This window comes from Ruegeria sp. AH12, from assembly GCF_056541465.1.
The window spans coordinates 1-658 of the sequence record NZ_JBQFYL010000172.1 but is presented as its reverse complement, the minus strand read 5'-3'; the positions used below and the strand labels follow the sequence as shown (position 1 = coordinate 658).

The following is a 658-nucleotide window of genomic DNA, read 5'->3' as shown; positions in this document are numbered from 1 at the left end:
CCAGCGCAGCACAAGCCTTGATGTCGTCGTCGAACTCCACCTTATTCGGCGGCCGCTGACTGCGGGGCGCAATCGCTCACCAGTTTCCACTGAATCGCATCCAGCAGCGCTTCGAACGAGGCATCAATTATGTTCGCACTCACCCCAACCGTAGACCAGCGCCGCCCTTGCCCGTCTTCGCTGTCAATGATCACGCGCGTGACCGCCTCGGTCCCGCCCTGAGTGATGCGCACCTTGAAGTCGACCAGCCGCATATCCGACAGTATCTGCGAATACTGCCCCAAATCCTTAGCCAGAGCTTTGGCAAGCGCGTTCACCGGACCGCGATCGCTACCGCTTTCATCCAGCGACTCACTTACCGACAGCTTCTTCTCGCCATCCACTTTCACAACAACAACCGCTTCGGACAGGCTGACCATCTTGTTGTATTTGTTTTTCCGGCGCTCAACGGTCACCTTATAGCGCTTGACCTCAAAGAATTCGGGCAATTGCCCCAACTCATCCCGCGCCAGCAGCTCAAAACTAGCCTGCGCGGTGTCGTAGGAATACCCCTCGGCCTCGCGCAGTTTTATCCGCTCAAGGATACGTCCCAACGCCGGATCGCCCGCTTCTACGGCCAATCCCGCATCGGTCAGACGTTTACGCAGGTTCGATTGCC

The 658-nt window shown here is 57.9% G+C and carries 1 protein-coding gene; it reads right to left on the bottom strand.

The window, feature by feature from the left end; genetic code table 11:
- Positions 1-41 precede the first annotated feature (41 nt).
- Positions 42-658 (bottom strand): alpha-isopropylmalate synthase regulatory domain-containing protein (locus tag ACR0EL_RS22400; protein ID WP_480502345.1); only part of this gene is annotated, 617 nt, incomplete at its 5' end.